Origin of the sequence: Streptomyces sp. NPDC006711, assembly GCF_042869775.1 — a bacterium.
Taxonomy (GTDB): domain Bacteria; phylum Actinomycetota; class Actinomycetes; order Streptomycetales; family Streptomycetaceae; genus Streptomyces.
Genome location: NZ_JBIAGO010000003.1, coordinates 201,832 through 213,987 on the forward strand (window position 1 = coordinate 201,832; position 12,156 = coordinate 213,987).

The window sequence follows — 12,156 nt, forward strand, 5'->3', positions numbered from 1 at the left end:
TTCTTGTTTTGCGCCCCCCGCGGGGGGGGGGGGGGGGCCGGGGGTTGGGGGTGCACCCCCCCCCCCCCCCCCGGGGTCACCGGGGGGGGGCCCCCCCCCGGGGGGGGGCCCCCGCCCCTGTTTCCGTCTCGGCCGTCGCGGCTTCTGTCGCGGCATCTCGGCCTGTGCCACTCCCCCGCGGGTGTCCGATTTCATTCCCCTGGAGACACCGCCGCGAAAAGACGCCCATGATTTCCGGAATGCCGGGTAGGGGCCAGGTGTGGCCAGGGTCGCTCCTGCGAGCGCAGGGAACCGCGCACCTCCATCGCCAGGTAGGGCCCTGGCCCGCCCCCTCCTTTTGGCGTCCCGATCGCATTTACCCGCGACGCACTGCCCCTGAGTACTGTCCCCACGGGGCGGACGGCGCGGAGTTCAGGCCGCCTTCGCGGCATTGTCGGTCATCGCCCCGAGCATGCCCGCACGGAGTTTGGCGACCGTTCGCGTCAGCAGGCGCGATACCTGCATCTGGGAAATGCCCAACTCTTCGCCGATCTGGCTCTGAGTGAGTTCGGCGCCGAAGCGCAGCCGGATCAAAAGGCGTTCGCGGTCGGTGAGTTCGGCCAGCAGCGGAGCGAGCGTCGACACATCATCGACCAGTTCCATCGCGGGGTCCTCGGCCCCGATGACGTCGGCGAGGGCGGCCTCGCCGTCCTGGGCCTCGCTGGTGAGTGCGGCGTCGAGGGAGGAGGAGTTGTAGCCGTTGGCCGCGATCTGCGCCTCGACCACCTCGTCCTCGCCGATCCCCATCAGAGCGGCCAGCTCCTTGACGGTGGGCGAGCGGTCGAGGCGGCTCTCCAGCTCTTCGCGTGCGCGGATCAGCTCACTGCGGCGCTCCTGAAGTCGCCGTGGCACATGGACGGCCCAGGTGGTGTCGCGGAAGAACCGCTTCATCTCGCCGACGATGTACGGCACGGCGAATGTCGTGAACTCGGTTTCGCGGGACAGCTCGAATCGGTCGATCGCCTTGATCAGCCCGATCATGCCGACCTGGGTCACGTCTTCCATCTCGTCCGCGAACTGCCGGAAGCGGCGGGCGGCGAACCGTACGAGCGACATGTTCATCTCGATCAGCGTGTTCCGCGCGTACTGGTACTCCGGCGTACCCTCCTGCACCTGCGCCAGGCGCTCGAAGAACTGCCGTGACAGCTCCCTGGCGTCGGCGGGCGCCATCCGCGCGGGCTCCTCGACCAAGGGAAGTACGCGCGCTCCCGCCGCGCCGTCCTCCCGCGTGGTCCCGGTACCAGTCGCTACGCCCTTCACAGCCACTCCCCTTTCTCCTCGACCGGCGCGGCGCGTGGTCCCCACCCGGCCAGCAGGAAACCTATCATGACGACAGTAGAAATCAGGTCTCCACTGGCTCAGTGTTTCTGTCATGGCCAGTGGGCTCGGGCGTGTACGCGTCGCCGTCCCCAGACCCGGCGTTACGTTGCGTCCCATGACCACAGAGACGGAACACGGCGGATCCGAATCGGCCGATGCCCAAGAGGCGCGCGCCGCGATCGACGCCTATCTGAGCCGTACGTCGGCGCGCCCGGCCGGGGCGGAGGCCGACGACCATGTCGCCGAGAGCGTCGCACGGGAAGCGTGGGACGCCGTGCAGGATGCCACTCCGCCCCCGCCCGACCCCGGGGCGGGCCCGGTCGAGAAGACGGAGCCCTCCCCGCAACGCGCGGAGCTGCACCGCAAGGCGGTGGCCATCGCGCGCGGCCTTCGGGAACTCGGCTATCACCTCGACGAGACCCTGCTTCCCGGGCCGGACATGGCCGCCGGGTGAACAAGCCGGAGTGCGCACCGGCGTGACGGCCGGCTTAGCGCTCCCCCGCTCATCGGCCGGCCGCCGGTTCCTCAGCCGGCCCCCCAGTCGAGACGGAGCACGGCGAGGTCGTCGGAGTGGCGTCCCGCGTTGAGCGCGTGGGTCTCCTTGATGAGCCGGTCCACGTGCGCGGCGGGGTCGGTCGGCGGGAGCTGGTCTATCAGGCTGAGCAGCCCCTCGACGCCCAGGCGTCCGTCCGCCGTACCGTTGTGCCCTTCGGTGAGGCCGTCGGTGTAAAGCGTCAGGGCACCGGACTCAGGAAGCGGGATGACCGTGGCCGCCCAGCTGCGTACCTCCGGGGCGATGCCCAGGGCGATGCCGAGCTCGGCGGCCACCTCGCGGGTGCCTTCCGGCGTGGTGAGCAGCGGCTCGTGGTGTCCGGCGAGGTGCAGGGTGGCGGTGCGCGCCTTTTCGTCGAGGGTGAGCAGGGCGCAGGTGGCGAACAGGGTGTGGCTGCCGCGCTCGGCGATCAGGATGCGCTCCATCAGGTGCAGCAGATCCGGGCCCCGGTGCCCGCCGAGCACCAGCGAGCGCCAGGCGATGCGCAGGCAGACGCCGAGGGCGGCCGCGTCGGGGCCGTGGCCGCTGACGTCGCCGACGACGGCGCGCAAGAGCCCGTCGTCGCACTCCACGACGTCCAGGAAGTCGCCGCCGAGCAGGGTCAGCTCGCCGCCCGGCAGATAGCGGGAGGTGACCGTGACGGTGGAGGTGTCCAGGATCGGCTGGGGCAGCAGACCGCGCTCCAGGCGGGCGTTCTCCTCGGCGCGCAGCCGGGCGGCCTGCGCCTCGGCGCTGGCGCGTTCGGTCTGGCTCCGGTAGACGGCGTACCGCAGGGTGCGGCGCAGCAGGTCCGCTTCGACCTTTCCCTTGACGAGGTAGTCCTGGGCGCCGGCGGCCATGGCCTCGGGGCCCGCCTGGGACTCGGAAAGGCCGGTCAGGACGATCACCGCGGTGTGCGGGGCGAGGCCGCGGACGGCGGTGACCGCGTTGGTGCCCGAGACGTCCGGCAGGTGCAGGTCGAGCAGGATGCAGTCGATGAGCGCCGAGGCGAGTTGGGTGCGGGCCTCGGCGAGACTGCTACAGGTGGTGAGTTCGAAACGCAGCCCGGTGTCGTGGAGCAACTCCTCCACCAGCAGGGCGTCGCCCTCGTCGTCCTCGATCAACAGGACGCGGTAGACCGTTTCGGCCGGTCTCGTGTGCGGGGTCCCCGACGCTGTGATCATGTCGTGGGCTCCGCGTGGTCGAGATCTGTCACGGCGGCCGCCGCGTCCTCGCTCCCCTCGGGCGCGTCGGCCAGGGTGAAGGTGATGCGGGTGCCACCGGTGTATTCCGGGTCGACCGCGATCGTACCCCCGTGGAACTCGACGATCTTCTTGCACATCGCGAGGCCGATGCCACTGCCGCTGTAGACGTCCTTGGTGTGCAGCCGCTGGAAGATGACGAACACCTTCTCCGCGTACTCGGGCTCGATGCCGATGCCGTCGTCGGTGACCGTGAAGCGCCACAGCGGCCCCTCATGGTCCGCCGTCACATGGATGTGCGGCTGCTGGTCCGGGCGGCGGAACTTGACGGCGTTGCCGATCAAGTTCTGCCACAGCATGCCCATCTGCGTGGGATCGGCGACCAGGCTCGGCAGGTCGTCGCTCGTGATCTGCGCGCCCGTCTCCTCGATGCTCACGCTCAGGGCGGACAGGGTCTGTTCCATGACGGCGTCGAGGTCGACGCTCTGGTGGGCGTGGTGGACCCGGCCCACGCGGGAGAAGTCGAGGAGGTCGTTGATGAGGACCTGCATGCGGTTCGCGCCGTCGACCGCGAAGGCGATGTACTGGTCCGCCTTGTCGTCCAGCTGACCCGCGTACCTGCGCTGGAGCAGCTGGGTGAAGCTGGAGACCTTGCGCAGCGGCTCCTGGAGATCGTGCGAGGCGACGTACGCGAACTGTTCGAGCTCGGAGTTGGAACGCTGAAGGTCCGCGGTCTGCGCGTCGAGGAGGCGGCGTGATTCCTCGCTGACGTCGAGTTCCTGGACGAGCCGTCGGCGCATGACGTCGATCTCCCCGCTCAGGCGCCGAAGGTCAGCGGGGCCCGTCGGGGTGATGGGACGGTTGAAGTCGCCCTCGGAGATCGCGCGGGCGTCGGCCCCGAGCCGGCTGAGCGGTTGGGTGATGCCGCGGCGCAGGCCCTCGAAGACCAGACCCGCGAGCGCCAGGATGACCACCGCGATCGCGGCGAACACCCAGTTGCGCAGCCGCATCGTGGCCGCCAGGCTGTCGCGTGCCTGGCTCTGCTCGCTCCGCAGCCGCTCCTGCTGGTGGGTCAGGGCGCTCCGCAGCTGGTCGAAGGAGGCCTTGCCCTCCGTCGCGCGCTCGGCGGCCAGCGGCGACGGCGCCCCCGCAGGGGCCGCCGCGATCGGCCGGGCGATCCTGGCCTGCCACTTCTCCACCGCGTCCCGCACCCTGCGCAGATCGGCGAGGCCTTCGGGGTCCTTCTCGAGCATCTGCGACAGGCGCGTGGTGTCGGCCGCCTGCTCGGTGAGACCCTGCTGGTAGGGCGTGAGGAATTCGGGGTTTCCGGTGAGTCCGTACCCGCGGATGCCGGTCTCCTGGTTGAGCAGGGCCGACTCCAGGCGGACCGCGGTGGTCACCGCCTGGGACTTCGCGTCCACGAGGTCGTCGCTGAGGGACGCGGTACGCCCCAGAACCCAGGCTCCGGTCACGCCCAGCACGGTGAGAACCGCCAAGGACACGGCCACGCCCACGCGCAGCCATCGCGAAGTCGTCCACGCGGAAAACCCTCGCGCGCGCGACAGCGTCTCTTCGCCGGCCATCTCCGAACCTCCGCCTCCGCCCTGTGACACTTGGAATAGCGCCGCGCATACTGTAGAGGCTCTTCGACAACGAATGTTGTCGCGGGGTCGGGTGGGGGCCTAGGCTGCCGGGTATGCCTGGCAAGAACTTCGCACTGCGGAACACTCCGCAGGAGATGGCCGAGGCCACGGACGTGGCGGTCGGCGACCTCGCGCGGCGCATCGCCCAGCGGCTGCTGGAGGACCCCGGGCATCCGGACACCGACGGTTCGGTGCCCGCGCTGACACTGCTGCACGTCCTCGTCCAGCTCCAGCGCTCGGCCGAGCGGCTTCAGCGGTCCGCCGCCCAGGACGCGGCGCGCGCGGGTGCCGGGTACCCCCAGATCGGCGAAGCAAGCGGCCTCACCCGCCAAGGCGCCCGACGGCGCTGGCCAGGGCTGTTCCACCACTCCTCTGAAGCACCTACGGAGCAACCGATGAATACCGTTCCCGCCCACCCCAGCGCCGTGCTGCTCGTCGAGGACGACATCGCCGATGCCATGCTGATCGAGGAAGCCCTCTCCCAGCGCGGGGCCCGCAACCTGGTGCAGGTCACCGACGGCGTGGCCGCTCTGGAACACCTGCGGGCCCCGGACAGCGTCCGCCCCGACCTCATCGTCCTCGACCTCAACATGCCGCGCATGAACGGCCGGGAACTGCTCCGGGTGCTCAAGTCCGATGAAGACCTACAGACCATCCCCGTCGTCGTGCTCACCACCTCCGCCGCCCCCGACGACGTCACGGGTGCCTACACCAGCCACGCCAACGCGTATGTGACCAAGCCGGTCAACCTGGAGGAGTTCGAGCAGGCGGTCCAGAGCATCGACGCCTTCTACCTGGAGACCGCCACCCGCCCGCCCCACACCACCTGAGCGGCCCGCCACGACGTGGGGGGTCCGCCGGGCGCGGACCCCTTCGGGGGTCGGGACGCGCTCGCCCGCTCGGCGGCGGTCCGCACGTGCCGCACGGCCGCCGGGGTGACACTGGCACCGTGACGGACACCGAACGACAGAGGGACCAGCGTCTGGAACGGGCCATCCTGGAGCTGCTTGACTCCCGTGACCCTGCCTCGTCGATCTGCCCGTCCGATGTCGCGCGAGCGGTGTACGACGGCGATGACGACGGCTGGCGCGCGCTGATGGAACCGGCCCGTCGCGCCGCCCGGCGGCTGGTGGACGCCGGCGAAGTGGAGATCACCCAGTCGGGGCGGGCGGTCGAACCGGCGACGGCCCGTGGCCCGATCCGTATCCGCCGCCCACGCTGATCCGCGCCCCCCTCGACGTCCCCAGCGCCCGCGCTGTCAAGGCGCGGGACCCGTCAAGGCACCCGGCCCGTCAAGGCGCGGGGGCCGGACGGCGCCTCCTGGCCCGGAGCAGCAGGACGACCGAGCACAGCGCGGCCCAGGCGCACCAGGTCGAGACGTACTCCTGGCGCCACAGGCCGAAGGTCACCGCGGCCCCAACGGCGACCAGGACGCCGAACGCCACCAGGCCCCGGTCACCGGACAGCAGCAGGGAGCCGACGGTGGCGAGCAGGTACCCGAGGACGACGAAACCGGCCGCTGGAAGGCCGAGGGAGTATCCGACCGTGTGCCCCCGGATCTCGGCCGTCACGGTGCGCGTCGCCAGCGCGTGTGCGAGCACCGCACTGGTCGTGATCCCGCTCGCCAGCGGAACGAGCAGACGGCGCCGGGCAGTTGGCGGCGCCGCGCACAGCACCGCCGCCGGCACCCACAGTGCCAGCAGGGGCAGCGCGATGACCGCCCAGAGGAGTGTGGCGGGCCCCGGGCCACCCCCGTGGTGCCAGACGGCGGCCTCGACGATCTGGTGCGCCCCGAGGACCAGGGGCAGCGCGGCGAGCGGCACATCGCCGGGGCGGCGGGCCGCCGAGCCCACGGCGGCGACTCCCACGATCGCGATGCCCGCGCCCGCCACCAGGTCGGCCGTCGCACTCCAGCACATGACAGGAACGCTACGACCGGTCCGCTCGACGGGCCCGCCGGACAGCCCGGACGGGGCGGGGGGCGTACGCGGCCGACGTGGGCCGGACATACGGCGGCCCCGCGCATCCCCGGGGGAAGGGGATGGCGGGGCACGCGAGTCCGGGTCGGGGAGGGGGGAGCCCCGGCCGCGCGGACCGTGACGTCCTTGTGCCCCCGCATTCTCACCTCATGCGTGTGAGCTGCGCGACACCGCAAGCCCGGGCGCCGCGAGCCCGCTCGCGCTCAGCGCAGCCACTGGTCCTGGTCGGCGGGGCGGTAGAGGGTGACCGCCTGGGGCAGCTTGTCGAGTATCAGATGCCGATAGGTGGCGTCGGTCACCTCGCCGTCGTACGCGAAGTGCGGCTCGCCCTCCAGGACTTCGAGGTCGAGCCGGCGCACCTGAGCCGTCGTCAGCACGCGGGAGCTGTGCAGGGTGCCGGTCAGGACGGCGAGCAGCAGCCGGGTGCGGGCCAGCGGGGTGCCTGCCTCCACCGCGCGTACGTCGAGGAGCCCGTCGTCGAGCTGGGTGCGGTAGGTGGGGGCGAATCCGGCGGGATGGTAGATCCCGTTGCCCGCGAAGAGCAGCCAGATGCGGCGGGGGCGGCCGTTGATGACCACCGAGAGCGGGCTGCCGGTGGCGAGGACCTTCGCGAGGCCCACGACGAGCGCGGGCCACTTCCCGATGCGCTTCTCCAGGCGCTCCCTGGCATGGACGAGCTCCGAGTACACCCCGATGCTGAAGGTGTTGAGGAAGAGCTGCTGCTCACCTTCGCCCGGGGACGCATCGGCCGGACTCGCGGACTTCTCCGCCGGCGCTTCCGTGCCGGGGGCCGTGCCGGGACGCGCGGGCGAGGAGGCGCGGCCCACGTCGGCGCTCACCGCGTCACCCGCCCGGATCGCGCGGGCCACGTCCTCCATGGTCTGGTTGCCGAGGTCCACGGCGAAGTGGTTGAACGTGCCGCCGGGGAAGACGGCGAGCGGCACATGGTGGCGGGCGGCCGTGGCGCTGCCCGCGTTGACCGTGCCGTCGCCCCCGCACACGCCTAGCGCCCCGCCCTCTGCGGCCGCGCGTGCGGCCGCCTCGTCGAGCAGGGCCAGCAGGTCGTCACCCGGTTCGAAAAGGGTGATGACTGCCTCGGGCAGCAGGGCGCGCAGCGTCTCGACGGTGTCCTTGGACCAGGCGACACCCGAGGACGGGTTGACCACCAGCTGGAGGCCCTTGCCCTCCTTGAGCGCGGGCGCCGGCCTGCGCGGAGGAGCGGCGGCGGCCGCCGCCTGCGGTTTCACCGGCCACCATCGGCACGTCAGGAGCGCGGCGCCGATCCCGACGAGCGCCCCGGCGGCCGCGCGGCGCCGGTGATCGAGGCTGCCCCTGGCGCGGACATAGGCGAGGCCGGTCGCGAACGGCAGCGCGGCCAGACCGTACCGGGGAGACTCCAGGACGACTCCCGACGCGAAGGCGGCGGCCGAGGCCATCGTGCTGGAGGGCAGGGAAGCGGTGCTCGGGCGGGGGAACACTCCGGGCAGGGCGTCCAGGACGGGCCGGGAACTGCGGGCGGCCGGCTTCGCAAGGGCGTGGTTGATCGCGGCGACGATCGCCACCGAGCCGACGCCGCGCAGCGCCGCCCTGCGCGCGCCGCGTCCGCCCGAGGCCCCGAGGACGGCGGCGGCGCCCAGCCAGACGGCATCGTGCTCGGCCGCCTTTCGTACGAGATGGGCAACGGAGCTTGCCCTGCGGGGAGTTGACCTGGTGAGGGCGGCGCCCAGGCGGTCGCCCAAGCCGGAAGACGCCGTGCGTCCAAGCGCCGTGCGTCCAAGCGCCGTACGCAGCCGTCCGAGTCGCTTCATGCGCTGGTCACACCTCTACAGCTAGGGGTTGGTCGCGTGGGACGACGGGGCCGGGCCGCGTCATTGCCCCACCCTACCGGGGGCGGTGAAGGCGCTCCGCAGTGCGCCGAGCTCGGTGGCCGGCGCCCCGCGGTCCTCCTGCGGCACGGCCTCGATCGCCAGGGTCAGTGGCCCGAGGCCTCGGATCCGGTCAGGCACGGCTGTCCGGTCCTGTGGGGCGGGCCGGTAGGGCTTCCTCCGTGTCCGCCCGGGATTCTCCCGGGCCGGAGGTCTCGTGTACGCCACGGGTGGCGCCCCCGGTGAGGTAGTCCAGACTCCCCGTGATCGTCAGGAGCCGGTCGAGCGCCGCAGTGCGGTCCTCCAGGTGCAGGGAGACCTGTGCCGCGTCGGTGCGGCGGCGGATCATCAGCAGGACGGAGAGCCCCGTCGAGTCTACGGAGCCGAGGCCCGCGCAGCCCAGGTGCAGGTCACGCAGGCGGGGGCGTTCGCGCAGCTTCTCGGTGACGGCGTCAAGGACGATGTCGGCGTTGTCGTAGTCGAGGTCGCCGTGCAGCTCTATGCGCACGGTGGTCCCGGTGTCCTCGGCCGTCAGCCTGAGGTGACTCGAGGGGTAGGTACTCACGGATGGTTCCTGGCGGGGGCTGAGGGAACGGCGAAAGGATCTGCGAGCCGGTCGGCGCCCTGTCGGAGCAGACGTCTCGCGCGCGGAAAGTCCTTGAGCTCTTCGCCCAGGAGGACCAGGGCGGGCGGCAGGCTCTGGGCGGGCACACCGCGTGCGGTGAGGATGGCGGCGGTCCAGGTGAGGAAGCCGGTGAAGAGGTCGGTGTCGTCGAGGTAGAGCGCGGTGGCGAGGAAGTCCACGATGTGGGCCAGGTCCTCCGCGGTGCGTTCGCGCTGGAGGTCGCTGTACTGGCGGACGGCCGGGAACGCCTCTTCGAGGCCGCGCAGCACGGCGCGTACGAGGGTCGTCCTCGTCCGCGTGACCAACGTGTACTCCTGGTCCTCCAGGTGCGGCAGGTCGTCCAGTTGCTGGTGGCCGGGGTGCGGCCGGGCGAGCGGGCCCTTCGCGATGTGGTCGGCGGCCGAGCGGGCGTCCCCGGCCCAGGCGTCCGCGCCGAGCAGCCTGGCGTAGCGTCCGCCGGGCCCGAAGGCCGCGCCGCCGGCCAGGACGGGTACGCCCGTGGCCTGGCAGGCGGTGATCGTGGCGTGGGCCGTGGGCAGCCGGGTCGCGATGGAGCTGGAGAGCGCGACGAGTTCGGGCCCGGTGCGGTGCAGATGCGCCACGAGGTGGGACACCGGGACCTGGGCGCCCAGGTAGTCGACGCGCCAGCCACGCAGCCGCAGCACCTCGGCGAGGAGCCGGGCGGGCAGCGCGTGCCACTCGCCGTCCACGCAGGCCACGGTGATCCGCCCGCGTTCGATGGTGGCGCGGGCCGCCGGATGTGTCGAGAGCGCGGCCACGGCACGGTCGTTGATGGCGGTCGCCGCGTGCTCCTGCGCGACGCTCATCCGGTTGGCCGCCCACTCCTCGCCGACCTTGGCCTGGACCGGGGCGATCACGTCGAGCAGGACGCACTCCGGGTCGTACCCCTCGTCAAGGGCCCCCTGCACGAGACCGGTCGCCGTGTACTCGTCGCCCGCGAAAACGGCGTCCCACAGCGCCTCGGCCAAGGGCACCGTGTCCAGCGGTGCCGTGTCCGGGGGCGCTGTGTCCGGGGGCGCCGTGCGGAGTTCGGTCGTCATGCGGTGAACCTGCCCCGTGTGTGGCCGTTCACCGCGCTCAGGTGGTGGTTGCGGGGCGCCGAGACGACCACGACCGCCATGTCGTCGTGGCACCCGTTGCCGACCCAGTGGGAGGCGACCATCTGGACCCGCTCCACGATGCTCTCGGCGGGCATGCCCGCGCATTCGGCCAGGACGCGCCGCAGCCGCTCCTCGCCGAACATGGCGTCTCCCATGGGGCCGCCCCGGGCTTCGGTGAATCCGTCCGTGTACAGAACGCACGTCTCCCCCGGCGCCAGGGACAACTCCGCCGATTCCGCCCGCACATCGGGCATCGCACCGATCAACGTGCCCCGGGTGTCGGCCTCTTCCACCTCACCGGTGGCGCGCACGATCATGGGGGCGGGATGGCCCGCGCTGGTGACCCGCATCCGCACCGAGCCTCCCTCGCGTACGGCCGAGGCCAGGACGAGCGTGGCGAAGCGGGTGTGATGGGAGTTCAGGAGCGCCATGTTCAGCAGGCCGAGCATGCGCTGGTGGTCGTCGGCCAGCGGCAGCAGGGCGTGCAGGGTGTTGCGGATCTTCCCGGTCAGGACCGCCGCTTCCAGACCCTTGCCGCACACGTCACCCAGCACCACGAGCGAGGGGGCACCCTCGTTGATGGCGGGGTGGACGTCGTAGAAGTCCCCGCCGATCCGCTCGTGGTCCTCCGACGGGCGGTAGCCGCCCGCGAAGTCCACGCCGGACACCTGATGCAGGGAGGGCGGAAGCAGCTCGCGCATCAGGACGTCGGTGATGGCGGACTGGTCCGCGTACAGCCGGGCGGCCGACATCGCCGCTCCGGCCCGGGCCGCGAACAGCCGCGCGAAGACCTCTTCCTCGGGGGTGAAACCGGCACTTGCCGCGCGGCGCAGCAGGATCAGCGCTCCGGCCGGTACGCCGTGTCCGGGCAGCGGGGTGACCACTATCGACCCGGCGGGCCCGAACCCCTCGGGGAGCACCCAGTCCGGGACGTTGGAGGGCTCGACCCAGCGCGTGGGCACCGGCGGGAACCCTTGCAGCGCCTCGGCGAGGCCCGGCACCGACTCGGGATCCACATCGGCGACGGACGCGACGGGGGCGCCGTCGCGCAGGCACGACACGAGGGGCAGCCGGGCGCCGCGCACGGGGGCGACGACGACCGCCGCGTCGGCGAGGTGTTCGGCGGCCATCTGCGCGGTGACGTGCGTGCAGCGGTCCAGATTCAGCGAGGACAGCAGCAGGTTGGACGCCTTGCCGAGGAACGCCGTCCGCTCGCGCTCCCGGCGCAGCGCTTCCTGCGCCAGGCGATGGTCGGTGGCGTCGACGAGCCACCACAGTACGGTGCCGCCGTCCTCCACCGTGGGGTGCGCCTCGAAGACCCGGTCGCCCACGCACCCGGACCGCACAACGGGGCCCTCGCCGTCGCCCTGCCGGGGCACGCGCAGCGCCGCGTGTGCCGACGCCAGCCAGGACGGAACCGCGTCGGCCAGCCGCACACCGGGCCGCGCCTCGGGCAGGACCTCGCCCGCCGCCTCGTTGACCAGGACGATCAGGCCGTGCAGGTCAGCTATCAGGACGGGATAGGGAGCCCTGCTCCACAGGGACCCACTGCTCGTGTCGACGTCGGTTGCCGCGCCGGTGGAAGACCTCAATTGTCGAGGATCCGCTGTGCGAACCCCTCACCTCACACCCTCATAGGAAACGTTGCCGTCCGGCAACCATCCCCCATTCCCCGGCCCTTGACAACCACGCCCGCCACCAGCAAGGCGCCCCATTACCCCGCAAACCGGACAGCCGGTGGCCGCGATTCCGCTGCCGCGACGGCGCTCTTTCAACAGCCCACAGCGAGACGGAAGATGACCACCGGGCCCCCCGATGGCCGGGCGCGGA

General features: G+C 72.0%; 11 protein-coding genes. 3 read left to right on the plus strand and 8 right to left on the minus strand.

Annotated features, from left to right (window positions below):
• Nucleotides 1-411: 411 nt before the first annotated feature.
• The gene (locus ACFYM2_RS08600; protein WP_388834529.1) at nt 412-1,209 is read right to left on the minus strand and encodes a SigB/SigF/SigG family RNA polymerase sigma factor; all 798 of its coding nucleotides are present in this window, start codon (nt 1,207-1,209) and stop codon (nt 412-414) included.
• 265 nt (nt 1,210-1,474) lie between these two features.
• On the opposite strand from ACFYM2_RS08600, the gene ACFYM2_RS08605 reads away from it, so the two are divergent.
• Complete coding sequence (locus tag ACFYM2_RS08605; RefSeq protein WP_358994283.1) at nt 1,475-1,813, plus strand: hypothetical protein; 339 nt, start codon at nt 1,475-1,477, stop codon at nt 1,811-1,813.
• A gap of 71 nt (nt 1,814-1,884) precedes the next feature.
• On the opposite strand, the gene ACFYM2_RS08610 is transcribed toward ACFYM2_RS08605, so the two are convergent.
• Both ACFYM2_RS08610 and ACFYM2_RS08615 read right to left on the minus strand, forming a co-directional pair.
• Nucleotides 1,885-3,075, minus strand: coding sequence for a fused response regulator/phosphatase (locus ACFYM2_RS08610; protein WP_358994286.1), 1,191 nt, complete (start codon nt 3,073-3,075; stop codon nt 1,885-1,887).
• A complete protein-coding gene (locus ACFYM2_RS08615) occupies nt 3,072-4,676 on the minus strand; it encodes a CHASE3 domain-containing protein (RefSeq protein ID WP_388834533.1) in 1,605 nt (534 codons plus the stop codon). Before ACFYM2_RS08615 ends, ACFYM2_RS08610 begins: the two co-directional genes overlap by 4 nt.
• A gap of 113 nt (nt 4,677-4,789) precedes the next feature.
• Between ACFYM2_RS08615 and ACFYM2_RS08620 the strand changes: the two genes are divergently transcribed.
• Together ACFYM2_RS08620 and ACFYM2_RS08625 are read left to right on the plus strand one after the other, a co-directional pair.
• Complete coding sequence (locus ACFYM2_RS08620; RefSeq protein ID WP_358994291.1) at nt 4,790-5,566, plus strand: response regulator; 777 nt, start codon at nt 4,790-4,792, stop codon at nt 5,564-5,566.
• A 119-nt stretch (nt 5,567-5,685) separates the two neighbouring features.
• Nucleotides 5,686-5,958 (plus strand): DUF3253 domain-containing protein, encoded by a 273-nt coding sequence (locus tag ACFYM2_RS08625; RefSeq protein ID WP_358994294.1) that lies wholly within the window; start codon nt 5,686-5,688, stop codon nt 5,956-5,958.
• Nucleotides 5,959-6,028: 70 nt separating this feature from the next.
• Here the strand turns inward: ACFYM2_RS08625 and ACFYM2_RS08630 are convergent, their stop codons facing one another.
• The 5 genes from ACFYM2_RS08630 to ACFYM2_RS08650 form a co-directional block, all read right to left on the minus strand.
• Complete coding sequence (locus ACFYM2_RS08630) at nt 6,029-6,655, minus strand: DUF6629 family protein (protein WP_388834535.1); 627 nt, start codon at nt 6,653-6,655, stop codon at nt 6,029-6,031.
• Between the two features lie 263 nt (nt 6,656-6,918).
• Nucleotides 6,919-8,523 (minus strand): diacylglycerol kinase family protein, encoded by a 1,605-nt coding sequence (locus ACFYM2_RS08635; protein ID WP_358994299.1) that lies wholly within the window; start codon nt 8,521-8,523, stop codon nt 6,919-6,921.
• Between the two features lie 190 nt (nt 8,524-8,713).
• Nucleotides 8,714-9,145 (minus strand): STAS domain-containing protein, encoded by a 432-nt coding sequence (locus ACFYM2_RS08640; protein ID WP_358994301.1) that lies wholly within the window; start codon nt 9,143-9,145, stop codon nt 8,714-8,716.
• The gene (locus tag ACFYM2_RS08645) at nt 9,142-10,266 is read right to left on the minus strand and encodes a B12-binding domain-containing protein (protein WP_388834538.1); all 1,125 of its coding nucleotides are present in this window, start codon (nt 10,264-10,266) and stop codon (nt 9,142-9,144) included. Before ACFYM2_RS08645 ends, ACFYM2_RS08640 begins: the two co-directional genes overlap by 4 nt.
• Nucleotides 10,263-11,867 carry a PP2C family protein-serine/threonine phosphatase gene (locus ACFYM2_RS08650; RefSeq protein ID WP_388835106.1) on the minus strand — a complete coding sequence of 535 codons (1,605 nt, stop codon included), beginning with the start codon at nt 11,865-11,867 and terminating at the stop codon, nt 10,263-10,265. The genes ACFYM2_RS08645 and ACFYM2_RS08650 overlap by 4 nt, the downstream gene beginning before the upstream one ends.
• Between the last annotated feature and the right edge of the window lie 289 nt (nt 11,868-12,156).